At 63.4% G+C, this 20979-nt stretch carries 21 protein-coding genes; 13 read left to right on the top strand and 8 right to left on the bottom strand.

Annotation, left to right across the window (positions count from 1 at the left end):
- Positions 1–46 precede the first annotated feature (46 nt).
- Entirely contained in the window at positions 47–1297 is a 1251-nt protein-coding gene (locus NMP98_RS04905; protein WP_254860434.1) for a sensor histidine kinase, read from the top strand.
- On the opposite strand, the gene NMP98_RS04900 is transcribed toward NMP98_RS04905, so the two are convergent.
- From NMP98_RS04900 to NMP98_RS04885, 4 genes are read right to left on the bottom strand one after another with little or no spacing between them, the layout of a single operon-like run.
- Complete coding sequence (locus NMP98_RS04900; RefSeq protein WP_254860433.1) at positions 1267–3252, bottom strand: SpoVR family protein; 1986 nt, start codon at positions 3250–3252, stop codon at positions 1267–1269. The two genes, NMP98_RS04905 and NMP98_RS04900, sit on opposite strands and share 31 nt — an antisense overlap.
- Positions 3249–4577, bottom strand: a complete 1329-nt coding sequence (locus NMP98_RS04895; protein ID WP_254860432.1) for a YeaH/YhbH family protein — start codon at positions 4575–4577, stop codon at positions 3249–3251. Before NMP98_RS04895 ends, NMP98_RS04900 begins: the two co-directional genes overlap by 4 nt.
- Entirely contained in the window at positions 4568–6844 is a 2277-nt protein-coding gene (locus tag NMP98_RS04890) for a PrkA family serine protein kinase (RefSeq protein ID WP_254860431.1), read from the bottom strand. Before NMP98_RS04890 ends, NMP98_RS04895 begins: the two co-directional genes overlap by 10 nt.
- Positions 6841–8916 carry a PrkA family serine protein kinase gene (locus tag NMP98_RS04885; protein WP_254860430.1) on the bottom strand — a complete coding sequence of 692 codons (2076 nt, stop codon included), beginning with the start codon at positions 8914–8916 and terminating at the stop codon, positions 6841–6843. The genes NMP98_RS04890 and NMP98_RS04885 overlap by 4 nt, the downstream gene beginning before the upstream one ends.
- Before the next feature lie 356 nt (positions 8917–9272).
- On the opposite strand from NMP98_RS04885, the gene NMP98_RS04880 reads away from it, so the two are divergent.
- Genes NMP98_RS04880 through NMP98_RS04870 form a run of 3 tightly spaced genes read left to right on the top strand, consistent with a single transcriptional unit; the run spans position 9273 to position 10961 of the window.
- Positions 9273–9665 (top strand): DUF5820 family protein, encoded by a 393-nt coding sequence (locus NMP98_RS04880; RefSeq protein ID WP_254860429.1) that lies wholly within the window; start codon positions 9273–9275, stop codon positions 9663–9665.
- 41 nt (positions 9666–9706) lie between these two features.
- Complete coding sequence (locus NMP98_RS04875; RefSeq protein ID WP_254860428.1) at positions 9707–10153, top strand: UPF0179 family protein; 447 nt, start codon at positions 9707–9709, stop codon at positions 10151–10153.
- 37 nt (positions 10154–10190) lie between these two features.
- On the top strand, positions 10191–10961 hold the full coding sequence (locus NMP98_RS04870; RefSeq protein ID WP_254860427.1) for an SDR family NAD(P)-dependent oxidoreductase: 771 nt from the start codon (positions 10191–10193) through the stop codon (positions 10959–10961).
- Here NMP98_RS04870 and NMP98_RS04865 read toward each other — a convergent pair whose 3' ends face one another.
- From NMP98_RS04865 to NMP98_RS19420, 3 genes are read right to left on the bottom strand one after another with little or no spacing between them, the layout of a single operon-like run.
- A complete protein-coding gene (locus NMP98_RS04865; protein ID WP_254860426.1) occupies positions 10962–11813 on the bottom strand; it encodes a M14 family metallopeptidase in 852 nt (283 codons plus the stop codon).
- Between the two features lie 50 nt (positions 11814–11863).
- Positions 11864–12430, bottom strand: a complete 567-nt coding sequence (locus NMP98_RS04860; RefSeq protein ID WP_254860425.1) for a peroxidase-related enzyme — start codon at positions 12428–12430, stop codon at positions 11864–11866.
- Positions 12431–12481: 51 nt separating this feature from the next.
- Positions 12482–12610, bottom strand: coding sequence for a hypothetical protein (locus NMP98_RS19420; protein ID WP_268105255.1), 129 nt, complete (start codon positions 12608–12610; stop codon positions 12482–12484).
- 59 nt (positions 12611–12669) lie between these two features.
- Between NMP98_RS19420 and NMP98_RS04855 the strand changes: the two genes are divergently transcribed.
- From NMP98_RS04855 to NMP98_RS04815, 9 genes are all read left to right on the top strand, one after another.
- On the top strand, positions 12670–13152 hold the full coding sequence (locus NMP98_RS04855) for a metal-dependent hydrolase (protein WP_254860424.1): 483 nt from the start codon (positions 12670–12672) through the stop codon (positions 13150–13152).
- Between the two features lie 118 nt (positions 13153–13270).
- The gene (locus NMP98_RS04850) at positions 13271–14944 is read left to right on the top strand and encodes a class I adenylate-forming enzyme family protein (RefSeq protein WP_254860423.1); all 1674 of its coding nucleotides are present in this window, start codon (positions 13271–13273) and stop codon (positions 14942–14944) included.
- A gap of 66 nt (positions 14945–15010) precedes the next feature.
- On the top strand, positions 15011–15295 hold the full coding sequence (locus NMP98_RS04845) for a DUF357 domain-containing protein (protein ID WP_254860422.1): 285 nt from the start codon (positions 15011–15013) through the stop codon (positions 15293–15295).
- Between the two features lie 53 nt (positions 15296–15348).
- Entirely contained in the window at positions 15349–15624 is a 276-nt protein-coding gene (locus tag NMP98_RS04840; RefSeq protein ID WP_178917104.1) for an ArsR/SmtB family transcription factor, read from the top strand.
- Positions 15625–15680: 56 nt separating this feature from the next.
- On the top strand, positions 15681–15986 hold the full coding sequence (locus tag NMP98_RS04835) for a DUF8036 family membrane protein (RefSeq protein ID WP_254860421.1): 306 nt from the start codon (positions 15681–15683) through the stop codon (positions 15984–15986).
- A 193-nt stretch (positions 15987–16179) separates the two neighbouring features.
- Positions 16180–18540: a DUF7282 domain-containing protein gene (locus NMP98_RS04830; RefSeq protein ID WP_254860420.1), complete on the top strand. Its 2361-nt coding sequence runs from the start codon at positions 16180–16182 to the stop codon at positions 18538–18540.
- Between the two features lie 292 nt (positions 18541–18832).
- Positions 18833–19816, top strand: a complete 984-nt coding sequence (locus NMP98_RS04825; protein ID WP_254860419.1) for a transcription initiation factor IIB — start codon at positions 18833–18835, stop codon at positions 19814–19816.
- A 78-nt stretch (positions 19817–19894) separates the two neighbouring features.
- A complete protein-coding gene (locus NMP98_RS04820; RefSeq protein WP_254860418.1) occupies positions 19895–20299 on the top strand; it encodes a DUF8159 domain-containing protein in 405 nt (134 codons plus the stop codon).
- A gap of 43 nt (positions 20300–20342) precedes the next feature.
- Positions 20343–20516 carry a DUF7836 family putative zinc-binding protein gene (locus NMP98_RS04815; RefSeq protein WP_178917107.1) on the top strand — a complete coding sequence of 58 codons (174 nt, stop codon included), beginning with the start codon at positions 20343–20345 and terminating at the stop codon, positions 20514–20516.
- Between the two features lie 21 nt (positions 20517–20537).
- Here NMP98_RS04815 and NMP98_RS04810 read toward each other — a convergent pair whose 3' ends face one another.
- Positions 20538–20936, bottom strand: a complete 399-nt coding sequence (locus NMP98_RS04810; RefSeq protein ID WP_254860417.1) for an OsmC family protein — start codon at positions 20934–20936, stop codon at positions 20538–20540.
- Positions 20937–20979: the final 43 nt, after the last annotated feature.

Below are 20979 nucleotides of genomic sequence, written 5' to 3'. Positions count from 1 at the left end.
TCACGGCCGATACACTTTACCACACCCGTCGTGAAAAACGGACCCAATGGATGAGGAGTCTTCGCTGTCCGAGAGCCGGGTGCCACAGGCACTCGTTGCGGCCAGCGGGGCCCTCCTGTTTGTCGTCATCTTGGAGGCGCTCGGTCGGTTCCGATACATCGAGTCCCTCACTGGCGTGGACCCGATAATCTTCACCGGTGAGTACCTCGTTGGGGTGGCCACCTCGCTTCCATTCGTCATCGGCGTCGGGTATGCCGGTTACTGGCTCACGAAAAGTTCGATATCCCCGCGAAGATACCGTCGCGTCGGGATATGGGGCGTCGCCGGTCTCGTGGCGTCCCTTGTTATCAACGGCGCGATGATTGTTGTCTTCACTGTCGACGCCACGTGGTTGCTCGTCGGTTGGCTCCGGTGGGCGGTGGCAATCGGACTCGGCATCGGCGTCGCAATCGGTATCAGCGAAGCACGAGCAGTCGACAGCGCGATAGAGGCCGAACGGGCAGAACTGCAGGCAGAACACCTCGAAGCCCAGCGTGACCTTCTCGAATACCTCAACAGTCTGCTCCGACACGAAGTGTTGAACTCAGTTAACGTCATCAGTGGCTACGCGTCACTGCTTCAGGAAGAACACCCATCCGAGAGCCGTTCACACGAGTACGGCGAGACGATACAGGAACAGAGCCAGGATATGTCCCAAGTCATACAGGACGTTCGGGTCTTGCTCGATGCGACCCACGGCACCGCGACTTTCGACCCGGTGAACCTCTCGGAGATACTTCGAGAGGAAGTAAAAAAGGCCGACCGGACGTACGACACTGCTGAAATAGACGCCTCGATTCCGGACGACGTCTTCGTTCCGGCAGACCGCCTTCTCCGTCGTGTGTTCGGGAATCTGCTGTCGAACGCCGTCGAACACAACGACAGCGAGATACCGGTCGTCACGGTCACCGTGACGACGACTTCGGAGACGGTCCGAATCGAGATTGCCGACAACGGGTCGGGTATTCCCGATACTGCGGCTGAAACGCTTTTCACCCGCCCCGAGACGGGTCAACCGGACCACGGCATCGGACTGTATCTCGTCGGAAAACTCGTCGAGAACTACCGGGGGCGCATCGAACTCACGGCGAGTGACTCCAATGGGAGCGTCTTCACCGTGGAACTCCCACGCGTATCACCCGAGAATCGGGGTCGGGGGAAGGCGTCCCGACGGCGTTTACCCTCACCGATGCCGAGCAACCCTGACTGTAGACGACCGGGCGTCGCTCAGAGCCACTCGTCGGGTTTGGTGTTGTAGTCCACTTCGGTCGCCCTGATGTCGGCTATCTCCTCGTCGTCCAGTTCCTCCTCCTCGAAGGAGTCGCCGTCGAAGCGGATGAGTTTCCCCTGTTCGGTCGGTTCGGGTTCGCGGTCCCGACGGCGAGCGACCTCAATGTCGTGTTCGTCGATTTCCTTCACGATGGTCTTCAGCGCGACGGGCCGGCCCCACAACTCGAAGACGCGTTCGAGCGTCTGTTTGGCCTCGGTCAACTCCAGCCCGACGCCGTTGTAGTGGTGGGCGAGGAGCAGTTCGTTGCGGTTCCGGTAGTTGCCGTCGTGGACCGCGATGGTCGGCTTCCCGAAGTTCGTGAACTGCAGCATGAGCTTCTTTTTTACGTCCTCGGCGTCGGTCGAGGTCACACGGAAATCCCGCGTCGTGTGGGTGTACTCGTAGGTGAAGTAGTCGTTGTCGTCGACGAACTCGTCGGTGAGGAACTCGTCGAGGAAGGTCACGTCGTTGTGACTCTCCCGGACCTCGCGCATCCGGTCCCAGCCGGCGGCGCGGTCGACCGCTTCGACGGCTTCCTCGACCGTGGCGTACCGATCGGTGTCGAAGAGGTATCGCGAGGTGCGTTCCAGTTCCTCCTGAGAAATCCGCTTGAGGAACCCGCGACTCTGCGGTCGGACGAGCGAGTAGTGACGCTCGGCCAATCCCTCGTAGGAGAGCAGTTTCCAGGGGTACGTCTCGGCGTCGATGTCACCCGCTCGCGCCGCTTCGAGCGCGCCGGCGTCGATGCGTGGGTCCTCGGGGTCGAGGGAATCGAGGTGTGCGACCGGGTCGGCGACGAGTTCGTCCGGTTCCAGTGACTCCAGAATCGCATCGAGGTCGACGGTGTCGGCGAAGTTCCGCCAGGTCACGCCCTCGACGCGGAGCAGGTGTTCGACGACCTCTCGTCGGTTCCGTCGGTTCTCGATGTACTGCCACAGCTCCAAGCCGAGTTTGTAGGGATTCAGTCCCGGCGAGCCCAACACCTGTGCCATGTGGTCGGCGTAGGAGACGAACTCGTCGGCGGCGGCGAAGCGCTCGCCGGCCATCATCTTCGACTCCCAGTAGGAGGCCCATCCTTCGTTCATGACCTTCGTCATCTTCTGGGGGGCGAAGTAGTACGATTCCTTCCGCAGCAACTCGAGTATCTCCCGTTGCCACTCCTCGTAGTCGGTGGCCTTCTCGGCGTCGTCGTCGTAGGCCTTCCCGTGGGCACGCAGGAACGCGAGGATGTCCTTTTCGGGTTCGGCGGGGAACGTCGGGCCGTCGCCGTCGTCGGCCATCGCGTCGAGCCACTCCTCGGAGAACACCTGTTTGCGGACCTCCTCGGAGAGGTCGAGTTCCTCGAGGTTCTCCGCGAGGTCCTCGGGCATCTCGCCGTCTTCGGTCCACCCCTCGGCCGTCGTGAACGCCCGATGCTGGTCGATGTTGTCCTCCAGACAGAGGACGTGGTCTATCCACTCCTCGACGGCCTCCCGGGAGATGTCGGGGTCCTCCATGTACTCGGCGACGGTTTCGCCGTGCCGTTCAAGCATCGCCGCGGCGTCGGGCGAGGTGCCGAACAGCCGGAACCACTCGTTGTTCTTGAAGAAGTCCGCGTGGGCCTCAACGTGGGTGATGACGGCCTTCTGGTCTGCCATCTCGTTGGACTCCTGCAGGAAGGCGTTCGAGGGGTCGTCGTTGTTGACGATTTCGAAGGCCTTCCCGCCGAGGAACTGCCGCTGTTTCCGCTGGCGGTCGTAACCCATCCCCCACCGCCAGTGTGGGTATCGCGACTGGAAGCCGCCGTAGGCGATGAGTTCGTTCATCTCGTCGTAGTCGACGACCCAGTAGTTCACGTCGAAGGGGTCCAAGCCGAGTTTCCGCGCGAGGCGGTTGGCCTCTCGGGCCGGCTCTTCGAGGTCATCGGCGATACGCTGCTTTTCGAGTCGGTCGTCGGTGCTCATTCGTTTGCCTCCGTGCTGAGGATGGTGTAGATGGCGTCGACCACGTCGTCGGGACTCTGGACGTAGGCGACGGCGACGTTGTCCGAGTCCTCGAAGTGGCTCTCGACCTCTTGGGCATGGGTCGCGTTGATGGCGTTGCCCGAGGGTTGGGTCTCGACGTAGGCGTGGAGGTTCGCCGGAATCTCCTCCATCAGCGGAATCACGTTCTGTTCGGTGTCGTTCGAGGAGTTCTCCGAGTCGCCCGCGGCGAAGACGTAGCGGTTCCACTCGCTCCAGGGGTAGCGCTCTTCGAGAACCGCCGCCGCGAGTTCGTAGGCACTGGAGATGCGGGTCCCGCCGCCCGACCGGATGCCGAAGAACTCCTCGCGTTCGACCTCCCAGGCGTCGGCGTCGTGGGCGATGTAGACGAACTCGGCGTTGTCGTACTTGCCCGTCAGATACCAGTCCAGCGGCGTGAACGTCCGTTCGACGAGTTCGCGCTTCGATTGGCGCATCGACCCCGACACGTCGCGGATGTTCACGACGACGACGTTCTTCTCCCGTTCCTCGATGATTTCCGGGTAGCGGTAGCGTTCGTCCTCGCGTCGGAACGGGATTTCTTTGACCCCCTCCCGTCGGATGCGGGCGGCAGTCGACTCCTCGTCGACGTTTTGCTCCATCTCCTCGATGGACGACCAGCGGTCCCGCTCGTCGGCCGGAATCGACTCGTAGGCGTCGGCTATCCACGGCCGCGAGACGGGGATGTGGTTGGCTCTGGCCCACTCGAAGACCTTCGCCGGCCCCCAACCGTCGACGCGGAGGGCCTCAGTGACGTACTCGCCGTCGAAGTCCATCGCGAGTTTCCGCTTCAAACCCTCTTTGAACAGTCGCTCGAAGTCCAGCGTCGAGGCGGGTCCGGTTCGGGTCATGTCCGTGAAGTCGCCCTCCTTCTCCTCGATGACCTTCTTGCCCTTCGGTTCGAGGTCCAAGCCGAGTTCCTCGTCGAGTTCCTGGGCGAACTCCTCGGGGTCCATCTCGTAGTATTCGTGTTCACCGCCCTCCTCGCCTGGTTCGTCACCGTCGCCATCGTCGTCGCCGTCTCCGGGTTGCGGTTCGGGCTGTCCGACGGGGTCGCCCACGTCGGGCGTCCCGCCCTGGCCCTTGCCGACGCCACCCTGCTCGCGAGGGTCGTAGACGAACTCCGGGAGGTCGACGATTTTGATTGGTATCTTCACCTCGTCGGGGCGGGACTGTCCCAAATCGCCGTACTGGATGAACTCCGAGAGGTCCTGTCGCTTGGCCTCGCCGACCTCACGGAAGCGGTCGAGGTCGTCCCTCAGTCCCATCGGTAACTCACCTGTCCCATGACGTGTCTGCTGGTCAACTCCGCGGAGGCCGGCGAGTAGCCGAACATCTCCTGGAGGTTCCGAATCGTCTCCTCCTTGACCGTCTCCGTGTCGGTGCCCGACGGCGGGTCGTCCCACTGGCTGGGGTCGAGGTCCTCGTGGGTGCGTCGCACGTCATCCCAGTCGTGGCTCCCCAGCACCGTCTCGATGACGGGAATCTCTCGGGGGTCCACGTCGGAGACGCGGAACTCGTCGTCGCGGTTCCGCCACGCGTGGCGGTTCAACGCCGTGATTATCTTCTCGGCGCGGAACCGCTCGACGCCCTCGGTCGGTTCGGCGCCGTCGTAATCCGCCTCGTCGAACCGGCCGAGGTGCTCGATTTCGAACACCTTCATCTTCAGCGGGTCGGGTTCTTCGAGTTCTCCGCGGTCGTTCTCTATCTGTTCGTCTTCGACCCACGCGTAGACGTGTTCGATGTACTCCTCGACGGTCGCCTCGTCGACGCGCTTTTCGCGCATGATGGCGTCGATGACGTCCTGTTCCTGCCGGCCGAAGACGTGGTTCTTGACCGGGACGAGGCGGTTCTCGTACTCCGTGCGCTCGCTGCTCGAAAAGACGGGGGCATCCTCGAAGCGCCCCGCCATCGCGTTCAACAGGTCACGCGGCATGATGACGTCCTCGACCGGCAACTCGGCGTGGAAGCGCTCGGTGTCCTCGTACAGCAAATCCGCGACGATGTCGCGGGTGTACGTCACCGGAATACCGCCGTCGCCGTCGTCGGGCGTGCCGAAGTCCAACTCCTCTTTGTAGCGGCGCTCGTCGCCGTCCTGGAGGTAGCCGCGGTCGTAGACGAGCGCCTTGTCGACCAAATCGAGGCCGGGCGGCAGCGACTCGGCGTCGAGTCGCGAGACGACCGCATACAGCGCCGCGGCCTCGATGGCGTGCGGTGCGAGTTCGCGCTCCCGCACCTCGCCGGCGCTGTTCCGCACCGAAATCGTGACGGGCTGGCGAATCCGCTCTTCCAGTCGCTCGTAGCTGTCGGCTTCCCAGATGTCGGTCTCGTTCGTCAACTCACGCTGGAGGAGTTCGGCCTCCAGCGAGAGGTTCGTCAGGTAGCTGAACTCGTGTTTGTCGAGGCGGCGCTTCAGCGCCTTCAGTGGGTCCTGTCCCTCACGTTCGGCGTGTTGGTTCAACTGCGCTTCGAGGTCGGGATTCGAGATGATAATCATCTGGGTGTCGATGTCCATCCCGATTCCCTTGTCGAGTTTCACGGTCCCTTCGTCGGGGACGTTCAGCAGTTTCTGCAACAGGTCGGCGTGTTGGGCGGCGTCCTCGACGATGGTCAGCAGGCCGTTGCCCTGTGAGAGGACGCCGTCGTAACTGAACGCCTGCGGGTTCTTCCGGCCGCGTGAGTCGAGTCGCTGGAGCATGCCGGCCATCCACGAGCCGACGAGGCGCTCCTTCGGGGTGCCGTCGTCCTCGCTGTGGAGGACGCCAATTCCCTGTCCCACGTCGACGACGAAGTTCTTCACCCGGAGGTGATTCTCGTCAGCCACCGCCGAGAACAGGTCCTCGGTGTCCTGTCGGCGGTACTGCTCTTCGAGGTGGTCGTAGGCCTCCCGACTGAAGGGGTCCAAGCGGGCGTCGAGGTGGACGGGGATGTGGTCGTCCAAGGCGTCGTTGAGGTCGGCGAGCAGTTCCTCCCGCACAGACTCGGGAAACACCGACAGCGGGTGGGCCTGCACGGGCGAGGGGTACCAGTCGTCCTCGTCGGGCGCGGGCGTGTCGCCGTAGGTCATCCCCGGGGAACTGTCGGCCCCGGAGACGTTCCACTCGACGGTGTAGCGCCGGCCGGCTTCGGTCTTGGAGTACTCCCGGAGTCCGTTGACGAGACAGCGTTTGAGTTCGGACTTGCCGGTCGCCGTCGGGCCGTCGAGCCACAGTATCTTCTCGTCTTTGCCTCGACGGGCCGCGATGGACCGGAGGTCGTCGACGAAGGCGTTCAACACCTCGGTGTTGCCGAGGATGGCGTGTTCGCCGTCGTTGTGCGGGTCGTCGAAGAAGCGATACCGCTCTTTGCGTTCGCCCTCCTCGACGACGGTTCGGGTACCGGCGGCCTCGATGGCTTCGAGCAGGTACTTCGAGGCGTGGGCCGCCGTTCGTGGATTCTCGAAGACCGTCTCGACGTACTCCGAAAGCGACATCGGCGGTTCGTACGTCTCCCGGAGGGCGTCGTCGGCGCGGTCGATGTACTCCCGTCCGGTCATTCCTCGCCTTCCATCTCGGCTTTGGCCACCTCCGCGCCGGCGAACTCGAGGACTTCCTTTGCGCCCTCGGTGCTGTACCCCTGTTCTTCGAGGGCGTCGACCCAGGCGTTGCGCTCCTCGTCGTCTAAGTCGCCGCTGGAGACCAGCGCCGAGAAGTTGATGTTGTGTTTCTTGTCCTCCCAGAGTTTTCGCTCCAGCGCACGGCGGAGGCGGTCGTTGTCCTGCGGATTGAACGTGTCACCCTCACGGGCGCGCCGGGAGACCCAGTTGGAGACTTCCTGTCGGAAGTCGTCCTTGCGGTCCTCGGGGACGTTGAGTTTCTCCTCGACGTCCCGCAGGAACTTCTCGTCTGGTTCCTGCTCACGGCCCGTGATTTCGTCTTCGACGGTGTCGTCGTCGATGTAGGCCATCACGTGGTCCATGTACTTCTCGCCCTGCCGCTGGATTTCGTCTAAGTCGTAGGCCAGGGCGTGTCGGACGTCCTCGATGGCGCGTTCTTTGTACTCCTCGCGCACCACTTCGAGATAGCGGTAGTAGGTCTCGAAGTTCTCCGCAGGGATGGAGCCGTGGTTTTCGAGGTTCTCCTCTAAGTGGTTGAACGTCGTCAACGGCGAGAGGAACATCCGATTTCTGTGCATCGAGTCCATCAGCGCCTCGGCGATTTCGTCGCCGATGAACCGCGGCGAGACGCCGTCCATCCCCTCGCCGATGTCGGCGACGTTTTCGGCCTCGTCCCGCAGTTTCTTCACGTCGATGTCCTCGGCTTCGTCGATTTCGCCGTTGTAGGCTTTCGCCTTCTGGACGACCGAGACGGTGCCGCCGTCGGGTTCCTCGATGCGGGTGAGGACGCCGAACAACCCCGCCATCTCCAAGGTGTGTGGCTCGACGTGCATATCGGGCACGTCGGCGTTCTTCAGCATCTTGCGGTAGATTTTCGCCTCCTCCTCGTACTGGAGGACGTAGGGGAAGTCGATTCGCTTCGTCCGGTCGTTGAACGCCTCCATCTTCTCGTCGCCCTTCTTGTCGCGGTACTCGGGCATGTTCGTCCGACCGACGATGACCTGGTCGATGTCGATTCGGGGGTTGTTCTTCGGCTTGATGGTCTGTTCCTGTGTGGCGTGCAGGAAATCATAGAGGAACTCCCGCTGGAGTTTGAGCAACTCCTCCCCGGAGAAGATGCCGCGGTTGGCGTTACAGAACGCCCCCGAGTAGTCGAAGGCACGGGGGTCGGACTCGCCGTAGACGGCGATTTTCGAGTAGTTGACGTCCCCGGTCAACTCGGTTTCGTCCTGGTTCTTCTTGTCTTTCGGTTCGAACGTCTCGATGGCCTGCCGTTTGTTCTCGTCGGCGATGAGACGGACGATTTCGATGTGGTTCTCCAACACCGACTGGAGGTCGTCGTCGTAGTACTCCAGCAGTTTGTCCATGTAGAACTCGCTCGCCGGGTCCAGCGCCTGCTCGTTGCGGATGGTGTAGGGTGCGTCGAGTCTGTCGTTTACGTCCTCGATGACGCCCTCGCGCTGTTCCAGCGGGAGCAACACGACCGGGTCCTGATTCATCGGCGAGCGAACCACGTCGTCTGCGGGGTCTTGGTCTCTGAGTACGTCACAGAGCCCGGTCCACCGGAAGGTGTACAGCCGCCCCTCCTCGCGGGTGGTGTAGTCCTCGTAGTACTGTCGGACCTGTCGGTCGAAGTCGGACTTCCCGGAGCCGACGGGGCCGAGCAGCAGTTTGATGCGTTTCTCCGGCCCGAGTCCGCGGGCCCCCGATTTCACCTTGTTGACGAACTCGTGGATGGCCTCGTGAATGACGCGGCCGTAGAAGGTGTTCTCGCCGTTACCGAGCGGGTCCTCGGAGGCGAGTTCGTACTCGACGACGCCGGCGTCCTCGTCGTACGACGTGCCGTAGTAGTCGAACATGTCCGCGACCCGCTGGTGGGCGTTGCGGGCGATTTTCGGGCTGTCGTACAGTTCTTCGAGATACCAGTCGAACGACCGCGTCTCGCGGAGGTCCGATGGAATCGAGCTTCTGTACTCCTTGCTGAGTTCCTCGAGTGTTTCCATATCGCTCATTCTATCACGGGGACGCTCACGCATCCCACCCGGCGGGGCCGGGCTGGCCGTCTGGCCGTCGTCTCGATGGCTCGGTACGTCACCACATACCACGACCCGATTCCGGTCGGCGGCCTCGGAGCACAACGACACGGTCGGAGCGGCATGTGGCGACGGCGCCACCGATACTATCTTATATATGAGTGCTGCTAACACATAAATCTTGTCTGGAGTTGACACACGACACGGTCGAACCGGCGCCGTAAAACCAGCAACAGACACCGGAATCCTTGGATTCGATTCACCCTTCGTCAGACGAGCGACTGACGCGGTTTATAAACCGAGGGGCTGATAGGGGCCGAGTTCGAAGTGACGGTATGCTCGAGGAGGCGGCGCTCGGCGACGGCTGGCAGGTGTGGAACGCCGAGGACGCTCGGGTCATCCTCGCCTACCGCCCCGACGTGTTCAATGGCAGCGAGTTCCCCGCAGCGTGTCTGCCGACGGTCTACGTTACGCGCGGTCGACGGAACCGCCGGCCGGAGGGCAACCGCAACCTCCCGCCGAACGCGCCGTGGATGGTGACGCTGTATCTGGAACCCGAGGTGAACCGCGACCCCGACGCCTACGACACCCGCTCGGCGGCGCTGGACGGCGCCGTCGAACTGACCCATCGGTTCGCCGACGGCGACATCGACTACCGGGGACTGTATCAGGTGCCGCGGGAGCGGTACTTCGAGAAACTCGACGAGTTGACCGGACGCGATACGTAGCCGCCGACGGCCTTAACACGTCACCGGGGAAAGGACGACACATGTCGAAGGTCACGCTCATCGGCGAACGGCTCGCGGAGGTGGGCACCGAGTTCGTCTACGGCGGCGAATCCACAGCCTGTGAGGGCTGTCCCTACCGCGAGCAGTGTCTCAACCTCACCGAGGGGCGCCGCTACCGCGTGACCGGCGTCCGGGATTCGGGGACGCTTGAGTGTGCCGTCCACGACACCGGCGTCACCGCCGTCGAGGTCGAACCGGCGCCTGTGTTGGCGAACGTCCCCACGAACGCCGCCTACGCCGGCAGCAAGGCCGAACTCGCCGGCCCCTGCCCATACACCGAATGTCCGAGCCACGAGTTCTGTGAACCCGCCGGCGCGGAGTTCGACGAGGAGTACCAGATTACCGAAGTCGTCGGGGACCCGCCCCACGACTACTGCATGCTCGACCGCGAGTTGACCCTCGTGGAGTTCGCCGCCGACGAGGAGTAGCCGAACGTTTTTGTTCGACGGCGCCGCGTGCCGCCGTGTGCTATCGAACGTCACTGCCTTTGTCACGGGTGCAAGCGGGGGAATTGGACGCGAAATCGCCGAAACGTTCGCCGACTGCGGCGCGAACGTCGCCGTCGCCGCACGGAGCGACGGCATCTACGAAACCGCCGAGACCATCGGCGAGGAACAGGCGCTGGCTGTGGAGTGCGACGTAACCGAGGAAGACAGCGTCGAAGCCGCAATCGAGGCGACCGTCGAGCGGTTCGGCGGCCTCGATTGCGTGGTCAACAATGCCGGCGTCGCCGGCCCGGTCGAACCCTTCGACCGCGTCGACACCGAGGAGTTCCTCGATGTACAGGCGGTCAACGTCGCCGGCGCGCTGAGTTGTGTGAAACACGCCGCACCGCATCTCCGCGACAGCAAGCAGGGAAGCGTCGTCAACATCGCCTCTATCGGCGGAAAGCGGCCGTACCCGAACCGCTCGCCGTACGCCGCCTCGAAGATGGGCCTCATCGGACTGACACGGACGCTCGCCTACGAACTCGGCCGCGACGACGTGACGGTAAACAGCGTCCTCCCGGGACCAGTCGAGGGCGACCGCATCGAGGAAGTCGTCGCAAAACAGGCCGAACTCGCCTCCGTCGAGAACGCCGAACCGGCGAGCATCGGCCCCGACGACTTCGCACTGCCGGAGTTCTACATTCCGAAATCAGACGTGGCCGAACAGGTGGCCTACCTCGCGGGGCCGAACGCTCGGAAGGTGACCGCACAGGAAATCGCCGTCGACGCCGGCGGGACGTGGTACTAGCTACCGGTTCCGGCCGTCGGCGCGGGCCGAGGCGCTCTCTCGGGCCGGAACCGCGGGTTCGTCGCCGTCGAGTCGACCCACTAGGTCGCCGGCGTAGCCGAACTCGTTCTCGTAGCCGTAGGCCGACAGGAGAATGGGGTAAAACGGCGTCTCGGAGAACAGCTCCTCGCCGTCGACGGCGGCGATTGCCTCGTCCTCCGCGACGCGCTCGAAGTTCTCGACGAACACCTCGTAGCGTTCGCCGGCGGGTTTCGGAATCTGCCGTTCCAGTCTGAACACCGGAAGCGGGTGGTGTCGGCCGTTTCCGGTCTCTCCCGAGAGGACGCCCGTCGCGACGAGGAACTCCCGGGCGAGTTGTTTGGCGTTCTCGGTGGCGGCCGCCGACCGCTGGATGCCACACTCTAACTCGACGACGTTCGGGTAGGCGATGAGCCGGCCGGTGCTGTAGCCGGCGGTTTCGACGACGGCCTCGACGGAGAGGTACGGACACACCGACCGGGCGTAGCCGTCCATCTCGTCGACGAGTGCGAAGGGGGCGGCGTACGATTGCGTCGAGTGCAGCGAAAGGATGTCACAGCCGCGAATCTCCCGTAGTAGTTCGTGTGCCAGTCGCCCTTCGTGGGTGTCGGCGTCGGGGTCGCCGGGGAAGGCGCGGTTGAGGTCCTCTTCGAGGTAGCGGACGCCCTCTTCGAGCGCCTCTTCGTTTGCGACGATGAGTTTCACCGGTCGCTGGATTTCGAGGTCGGCTTCGAGGAGGTCATCGACGGCGTTCGGGCCGCACGGCTCGTCGCCGTGTATTCCACCGACGATAGCAACTTCGGGGTCGCCGTCTCCCAGCGTCTCGACGCGCATCTACCTCGGCGTAACGGGGCCGGGAGTATGAACCCCGCGCTTCGGTGCCGTCAGCGACCCATCCCGTAGAATTCGTCGTTGGGGCGCATGTCGGCGAACGTCGCCATCCGGTTCGAGAGGTTGAACACCGAGACGACGCTGCCGATGTCCCAAATCTCCTCTTGGGAGAACCCGACGTCCCGGAGCGCTTCGATGTCGTCGTCGTCGACGCGTCCTGGTTCCTCGGTCAGTTTCACCGCGAAGTCGAGCATCTCGCGGTGCTGTTCCGAGAGGTCGGCGGTGCGGTGGTTCGTCGCCAGTTGGTCGGCGAGTTTCGGCGCGCTGGCAAAGATGCGAAGCAGGGCCCCGTGGCCGACGACGCAGTACAGACAGTCGTTGACGCCCGAGACGGTGACGATGAGCATCTCTATCTCTTCGCGTTCCAGCGGCGTGTCCTCGGTCAGCGCGTCGTGATATGCGAAGAACGCCCGGAAGTGACTCGGCTTGTAGGCGAAGCCCTCGAAGACGTTCGGCGTGAAACCGGCCTGTTCGGTCTCTTCTTCGATTCGCTCGCGGATGTCTTCCGGTAACTCCTTGTGGTCGGGGACCGGAAACCGGCCCATCGCATCGTCGCCCATAGTTGTCACTCGTCTCCCGTCGGTAAAACTGATCCCCCGATGTCGATGGGTTTACTCGTCGGTGCGGTAGTCGTCATCGTCGCGGAGCCGTCCCAACAGCACGACGACGCCGTAGAAGACGACGCCGAGAAAAAACAGGCCGGCGGGAATCAGAAACGGACCGAAAACATCGAGTGCCATACCCCTCTCGTGGGGCGGCCGATATACAGGTTCTTCCCTCCCGGCGCCGAACGGGGGGTATGTACAAAACGGGGCACTACGGCGCTGCACTGCTTGTCTACGCGCCCGTCGGGTTCCTGTTGCTGTCGGTCGACCCCGGTGTCGCCATCGCCGGCTGTATCGGCTCGGTCGGACTCTCGCGGCTCCCCGACTACGACCTCCGCGTGCCGTTTCTGGAACACCGCGGCATCACCCACACGCTGCTGTTCCTGAGTGCCGTCACGGCGACCCTCGGCGGTTCGGGGTTCCTCGTGGGACAGCGGGTCGGCGTCGACCCCGTGTTGGCGGCCGGACTCGGGGCAGTCGTCGCCATCGTCGGCGTCGGCTCTCACCTGCTTGCGGACGCGCTCACGCCCGCCGGCGTTCCGCTCCTGTGGCCGCTGTCGGGCACCGATTTCTCGGTCAGTATCGCGCGGGCGTCGAACCCGATAGCCAATTACGGACTGCTCGTGTTGGGCGTCGCCGCGACCGCGGCCGTCGGCTACGTCGCGGGAACGCTGTAACCCGCCCGTCACGGCGGTCCGAACACGGCACTCCGAAGACGCCCGATAGGTACGGGATTCCACCGATTTTAGCCGGGAGTATCTTTAATAGGCGTGCTTCGGAGTTGCGGACGCTACCATGGAACACTATAACGGTGCACCATTGCGGAATATGGGCGACCTCCCTTCGATGGCCGCCGACCGTTACGGCGAGAAGACCGCTGTCACGTTCATGGGTCAGGAGACCACCTTCAACGAACTGGAGGCCTCGGCCAACAGCGTCGCGAACGTGCTCGTCGACAACGGCGTCGAACCGGGCGACCGCGTCGGCCTCTACATCCCCAACACCGACCAGTTCCCCGAGTCGTACTTCGGTTCCATCAAAGCGGGGGCGATTCCGGTTCCGCTGAACCTCCGGATGGACCCGAACACCCTGGAGTTCGTCCTCCAGGACGCGGACGTAGACCATATGATTGGTTCCCCGCTGTTGGCCGGCGGAATGGACACCGAAGACGGGCGTATCACCGGTCCGACGGAACTCGCCGGTAACGCTGGCGTCTCGAACGTCTACGTCTCCGGTGTGAGCGACGACGGCGTCGTCAACTACTCCCAGGCCGTCGCCGAGGCCGACGACGAGTTCGACACCGTTGACCGTGATTTCGACGACGTGGCCTGCCAACCCTACACTTCCGGCACGACCGGCAAGCCGAAAGGGGTGCTTCTGACCCACGAGAACCTCCTTTCGACCATCGAATCCTACGCGAAGGGCGGACTCCCAATCGACCCCGACGACAGCATCGTCCTCGTGTTGCCGCTGTTCCACATCTACGCGCTCAACGCCATTCAGGGAACCTACCTCTACAACGGCGCGGAGATGCACATGATTCCGCGGCCGGACCCGAACATGATTCTGCAGACCATCTCGGACAACGACGTCACCAACTTCGCCGGCGTCCCCGCGCTGTACAACATGATGTGGCAGGTGTACCGACAGGACCCCGACGCCTACGACATGGAGTCGCTGACCGATGTCATCTGTGCGGCCGCACCGCTGGCCGACGACACCCGACGCACCATCGAGGAGGCGTGGGGCGTCCCGATGACCGAAGGCTGGGGGATGACCGAGACAGGCCCGGCCGGCTGTGTCGAACCCTCTCGCGGCGTCCGGAAATCCGCCGGCTGTATCGGCCCGGCGCTGCGGAACATCGAAATCAAGTTGGTCGACCCCGACACCCGCGAGACACGCATCTCGACGGACGACCTCGAACCGAACCCCGACGACGCCATCGACTTCTCCGATGAGGAGCAGGTCACCGGCGAAATCGCGATTCGGTCGGCGACCGTCTTCGAGGGCTACTACAACCGCCCCGAGAAGACCGCCGCCGTCTTCGACGACGAGGGCTTCTTCTACACCGAGGACATCGCCCGCGTCGACCAGGACGGCTACTTCTGGATGGTCGACCGCGCCGACGACATGATAATCGCCGGCGGGGAGAACATCTACCCGGCGGAAGTCGAGGACGCTCTCTACGAACACCCCGACGTAGCTGAGGCCGCCGTCGTCGGCGCTCCCCACGAAATCAAAGGCGAAGCGCCGGTCGCATTCGTCGTCCTTGAGGAGGGCGCCGACCGCAGCGAGGAGGAACTCCGCGAATTCAGCCTCGACCACGTCGCGACGTACGCCCACCCACGACGGATATTCTTCGTCGACGAACTGCCGCGGTCGGCCACCCAGAAGGTCCAGCGGTTCAAACTCGAAGAGGAGGTCGAAGAACGTCTCGGCGGCCCCCTCGGCTCAAGCGAGGAGTTGTAACTGGCGAGTACCGACGTTCGGCCCTCGACCTCGCCGTTTTTGTTCTTTCGCCGCGACGGCCACCGTATGGCTGCAGACCTCGAAGAGAAGACGAACCGTTACGAGGAACTGCTGGCGGCGGCGCTGGACGCCGCCGACATCGCCGCCCAAGAGGGGACGCCCCTACACGAGGCCGGCGAGGAGTTCGAGGAGATGGCTCGGTCGTATCTGGAGGACGGCCGGCACTTCCGGGAAGAAGACGATTTGGTCAACGCCTTGGCCTCCTTCTCCTACGGTCACGGCTGGATGGACGCCGGCGCCCGAATCGGCGTCTTCGAGGTCCCCACCGAGGGACATCTCTTCACCGTATGACATCGAAGTGATACCCCCCTATTTTACGTCATTCGGATGTGTGGGTGTCGCTAATGGAGGCGGCCCTCTGGTACGTACTCTCGGGCACGCGCGGCGGCGCCAATCGCGCCCGTATTCTGCGTGCACTCGACGAGCGGCCGCGAAACGCCAACCAGTTGGCTGAGGACCTCGAGTTGGATTACAAGACGGTTCGGCACCATCTCGATGTCCTCGAGGAGAACAACGTCGTCACCGACAGCGGCGACGACTACGGGAAAGTGTATCTCCCGACGGAGTCCGCACGCGTCCACTGGGACACCGTCGAGGAGATAATCGGGAAGGTAATCTGAGTATGGGCGGAATTTGGGTAAGAGTATATGTACGTCGATAAGTTAGGTGGTTCATAGTGCTCGTCAGTATCGTACAGGTGTTTGCCGTCCTGAACATCCTCCTGTTGGGTGCCCTGCTGTACGTGTGGGGTGGCAACTGGTGGGAACTCCGGTCGAAACACACCCTCGGACTCGTCCTGTTCGGCGTGTTCCTCCTCGGCGAGAACGCGCTGGCCGCGTACCTGTTCATCTTCCACGCCGGCCTCTCGGCGTGGATTCACGACCCCAACATGGTTCCGTACCCCGCCCAACTCGCACTCGCAACCCTCCGCGTCTTCGAGTTCGGCGGACTCGCGTTTCTCACGTGGGTTACGTGGGACTGACCCACTGCCGACCTGCTCCGACCATCTAACGTTTCGCGCTGTTCGGCCAGTACGTTTTTACTAACCCGCTCGCGACGAGAGTTCTCACATCACCATCAAAACCGGCCCAGAACCCCGCAATTCGGACGGCTGTGGGTCGAATTTGGGTGGCAGTTCGGCAAACGCCTTTTTATACGTCCCGGAACGGTGTGATATGCATCGACGCATAGGTGCAGTCGTCATGACTCTGCTCATGGTCGCAAGCGTCGCGACCGCGGGAGTGGGCGTCGTGTCGGCAAACCACGTGGCTTCAGCATCGATTTCAGACCAGACGAGCGGCGGCCACACGGTCGTCGTCGACGACGTGTACCTGCCCGAAGGTGGGTTCGTCGCGATTCACGACTCCAGCCTTAACGACGGCGGCGAGGCGGTGCTCACGAGCGTTCGTGGCACGTCCGGCTACCTCGAGGCAGGCAATCACAGCAACGTCACCGTGACGCTGGACGAACCGCTCGAAGACGACGAGACGCTCATCGCGATGCCGCACCTCGACACCGACGGCGACCGAACCTACGAGTTCGTCTCCAGCGGCGGCGAGGAAGACGGCCCCTCGACGAACGAGGACGGCGACATCGTCATCGATAGCGCGAACGTGACCACCACCGCGACGGTGGCCATGTCCGACCAGTCGACCGGCGGCTCGTCGGTCTCCGTCGACCGCGTCGAACTCTCCGAGAGCGGCTTCGTTGCGATTCACGACAGTTCGCTTCTGGACGGCAACACCTTCGACAGCGTCCGCGGCGTCAGCGGCGTTCTCTCTGCGGGCGTCCACGAGGACGTTCGTGTCGAACTCGACGATGAACTCGACAACGAGGACACCATCATCCCGATGCCGCACAAGGACACCAACGACAACGGCGAGTACGACTTCGTCACCAGCGAGGGCGACGCGGACGGGCCGTTCGAAGACCCCAACTCCGACTTCGACATTGTGGTCGACACGGCGGCAGTGACGCCGACGGACGAGGCCAGCGTCTCGATGAACGACACCTCAACGGGCGGGAACTTCGTCGTTGTCGACGAAGCGTTCCTGCCGAACGGCGGGTTCGTGACGGTTCACGACTCGACGGTGCTCGACGGCGATGTCTTCGACAGCATCCGCGGCACGAGCGAGTACCTCGAACCCGGCACGCACAAGGACATCCACGTGACGCTGGACGAGCCGCTCGAAGAGGACGACACGCTCGTCCCGATGGCTCACAAGGACACCAACGACAACGAAGCGTACGACTTCCCGGACAGTGAGGGCCAACAGGACGGTCCGTACACGACCGACTCCGGTGACGCCGTCGTCGACACCGCCAACGCGACGGTTTCGGCGCTGGTCTCCGGTTCCCAGCAGGAATCCAACGGCAACACCGTGACGGTCCACCACGTCGACCTCTCGGAGGGCGGCTTCGTGACGATTCACGACCCCTCGCTGCTCGGCGGGGCGACGTTCGACAGCGTCCGTGGCACCAGCGAGTACCTCGAAGCCGGGTTCCACTCCGACGTGGAGGTCACCTTGGACGAACCGATGAAGACCTCCCAGACGGCCATCCCGATGGCCCACCGGGACACCAACGATAACGAGGAGTACGACTTCGTGAGCAGTGAAGGCGCCGAGGACGGCCCCTACACTGCCAACGGCGGCGCAGTTATCGACACCTACCGAGCGAGCGTGCAGGCACAGGTGACGTTCACCGGTCAGGAGGACGTTTCCGACACCGTCACCGTCGACAGCGTCACGCTGCACAACGGTGGCTTCGTCACGCTCCACGACTCGACGGTACTCGACGGCGCTGTCTTCGACAGCGTCCGCGGCACCAGCGAGTACCTCGGTCCGGGCACGCACGAGAACGTCAGCGTCCCCGTCGACGAGGTACCCGGCGGCGAGGACACCTTCGTTGCGATGCCGCACCTCGACACCAACGGCAACGAAGCCTACGACTTCGTCACCAGTGAGGGCGCGGACGACGCCCCGTACACTGTCGCTGGAAGCGCTAACGTGGCTCCCGCGACGGTGACGGCGGTTCCGGAGGCGAGCGTCTCCATCTCCGACCAGACGACCGACGGCAACTCCGTCACGGTCGACAGCGCCTCCCTCTCGCAGGGTGGCTTCGTGACGATTCACGACGGGACGCTCCTAGACGGTGCGACGTTCGACAGCGTCCGTGGCACCAGTGAGTACCTCGAATCCGGGGACCACTCCGACATCGAGGTCAGCCTGGATACGCCGTACGAGGAGGACGGCACCGCCGTCGCGATGCCGCACCTCGACACGAACGGCAATCAGGAGTACGACTTCGTCGACACCGAAGGCGGTGAGGACAGTCCCTACACCACGGAAGGCGGTGACATCGTCCTCGACGACGCCTCGCTGACGGTCGAAGACGACGACATGGGCGAGACGGACAGCATGGACGACATGACCGAAACCGACGGCGACTCCAGCGCCGACGGCGCCGGCTTCGGTGCAGTCGTCGCGCTGTTGGCCATCCTCGGCTCGGTGCTGGCCGCTCGTCGACTGAACTGACGACGGACGCGACACCGCGTCCGACTCGGAAACGGCGGACCGGCCGCCGTGGCGTATTTCATGTGGAGCCCATCGTTCGTAGCAACATTTATCACTAACAATCGTTGGGCAAGGTGTAACACACGACATTCGGTAACACACAATACTGCCTGTACTGCCCGATATCGGTGTATTCGAGCCACACACCTGCGAAAGGTTTAAGTACCTTTCGAACTAACATACTGTTAGCAACAGTCCGATACCGGATTTCTTCGGGTTTTCCACCTCCGGAGACGGGCGTAACCCATCCACAATGAGCGATACAAGCATCCGAACCTACACCGACGAGCGAAGTACCGAGACGACGACCGAGCGAGCCGACGAACACGAGCACGAAGACACGACAGTGTGTCCGGAGTGTGGCGCCCGACTCGAATCCGACACCGAACACGGCGAGACAGTCTGCAGCGAGTGCGGACTGGTCGTCGAGGAGGACGAAATCGACCGCGGACCGGAGTGGCGCGCCTTCGATTCGGCCGAAAAAGACAGCAAATCCCGTGTCGGCGCGCCGACGACGAAGATGATGCACGACAAGGGCCTGTCGACGAACATCGGTTGGCAGGACAAAGACGCCTACGGCAACTCCCTGTCGAGTCGTCAGCGCCAGAAGATGCAGCGACTTCGCACCTGGAACGAGCGGTTCCGCACGCGGGATTCGAAGGAGCGCAACCTCAAGCAGGCACTCGGCGAAATCGACCGCATGGCGAGCGCCCTTGGCCTCCCCGAGAATGTCCGCGAGACGGCCAGCGTCATCTACCGCCGAGCGCTGCAGGACAACCTCCTGCCCGGCCGCTCCATCGAGGGCGTGGCCACGGCGTCGCTGTACGCCGCCGCCCGACAGGCCGGCGTCCCCCGCAGCCTCGACGAGGTAGAGCGCGTCTCCCGCGTCGACAAGATGGAGCTCACGCGGACGTATCGCTACATCATCCGCGAGTTGAACCTCGAGGTCAAGCCGGCGGACCCCGAGAGCTACATCCCGCGGTTCGTCAGCGACCTCGACCTCCCCGACGAGGTCGAACGTCGCGCCCGCGAACTCATCGAGGCCGCCCGCGAGGACGGCATCCTCTCGGGGAAGTCGCCGGTCGGTCTGGCTGCCGCCTCGGTGTACGCCGCCGCCCTGCTCTGCAACGAGAAGGTCACACAAAGCGACGTAAGCGAGGTGGCCGATATCTCCGAGGTCACCATCCGAAACCGATACAAGGAGTTGCTGGAGGCTGGCGACGTGGTTACGGCCTAACCCCGGTTCGGATTCATCGCTCGATTCGCGGCGTGAAACGTTTTCAATCGCTTTTACTAACCGTCCCTAGCGTAGCGTATGCGACGACGGGAGTTCATCGTCGGTTCGGGTACTGCGGCGACGGCGGCCCTCGCCGGCTGTCTCGGCGACGATGTCGACCACAGGGCGGCGTTCCGTGACGACGTCGAATCCCGCGGTGTCACGCTCGAGGCACTTGCGCTGGATTCGGGCGTGGTCTCGGTGGAGTACGACAGTGACAGCGTCGGCGACGACCTCGGCGCCGTCGCCGTTGCCTTCGCCGAACGGGTCGGTGAGGGGTGGAACGTCGAGAAACTCGACAGCATCGCCTACGCCGACCGAACGCTGACGTGGTATGCCGACGCAGCGTGGGCAAGCGCCTACGTCTCCGGCGATATCGACGCAAGCGAGTACGGCCGCCGAATCAACGAGACGCTCGCACCGGCGGTCGTCGTGGACGACTGATTCGTGACAAAGGTTTTCATACCTGCCCGCCGTTCCCGGAGGTATGGAAACGTACGTCCGACTGTTGTGTCCCGAGTGTGGTAAGAATTGGCAGGATTCCCCGAGCGAGTTGCCCGACCCCGGCCGGACGTTCCACTGCCCGAACTGTCACGCGAGCAGACGGCTCTCGGAGTTCGCCCGAACCGAACACGACCTCCAGAATCTCAAGCAGTTCTGAGACGGGGCCGAGAACGCCGCGTTAGAAAGCGTCGGCAGTCACGTCGATATCGGCGCGGAGTCCCTCTCGGAGTGCCGCGTGGACGTGACAGATTTCCTCGCCCAACTCGATGACGTTCTCGACTTGCTCGTCGTCGAGGTCCGCTTCGATGTGGAGGTGGAAGGCGATGGATTCGAGGTCGTCATCGTCGTCGAGGGCGGCTTCGGCCTCGGCTTCGATTTTACCGAGGTCGATGTCGAGTTCCCGCTGGGCGCCCGCGCGGCAGGCGAAACTGAAACAGGAAGCGTAGTCGGCGACGAGTACCTCGTTCGGTGTGGGGCCGTCGGACCCAGTGGCGTCGATGCTCAACTCGAAATCGCCGGCTCGGCTCAGTGCGTGAAACTTCTCCTCGTTGACGGTAGTGGTCTCGATGTCAGCCATTGCGGACGAACAATCGGACGGCGAGTATAAAAAGTCGGTGTAG

The organism is Natronomonas gomsonensis (assembly GCF_024300825.1).
Lineage (GTDB): Archaea > Halobacteriota > Halobacteria > Halobacteriales > Haloarculaceae > Natronomonas > Natronomonas gomsonensis.
Note: the sequence above shows the minus strand (reverse complement) of the source record. Positions and strands in the feature narration are given on the sequence as shown.